Here is a 267-nt window from a genome sequence, read left to right on the forward strand (position 1 = left end):
TGGTGGGTTGTACTGGACTTGAACCAGTGACCCTCGCCTTGTAAGGGCGATGCTCTCCCAACTGAGCTAACAACCCGGGATATGTGTAATTTGGTGGGTGATACTGGACTTGAACCAGTGACCCTCGCCTTGTAAGGGCGATGCTCTCCCAACTGAGCTAATCACCCAAATTACAGTCTATATTGGTGGGTTGTACTGGACTTGAACCAGTGACCCTCGCCTTGTAAGGGCGATGCTCTCCCAACTGAGCTAACAACCCAATATAGA

Annotated in this window: 3 tRNA genes; all 3 read right to left on the minus strand. The window is 50.6% G+C overall.

Annotation, left to right across the window (positions count from 1 at the left end):
• The 3 genes from N483_RS00460 to N483_RS00470 all read right to left on the minus strand — a co-directional run bounded on the left by N483_RS00460 (position 1) and on the right by N483_RS00470 (position 259).
• Positions 1 to 76, minus strand: a tRNA-Val gene (locus tag N483_RS00460).
• A gap of 15 nt (positions 77 to 91) precedes the next feature.
• A tRNA-Val gene (locus N483_RS00465) sits at positions 92 to 167 on the minus strand.
• Positions 168 to 183: 16 nt separating this feature from the next.
• Positions 184 to 259 (minus strand) — tRNA-Val (locus N483_RS00470).
• Positions 260 to 267 lie beyond the last annotated feature (8 nt).

Source organism: Pseudoalteromonas luteoviolacea NCIMB 1944 (assembly GCF_001625565.1).
Taxonomy (GTDB): Bacteria; Pseudomonadota; Gammaproteobacteria; order Enterobacterales; family Alteromonadaceae; genus Pseudoalteromonas; species Pseudoalteromonas luteoviolacea_F.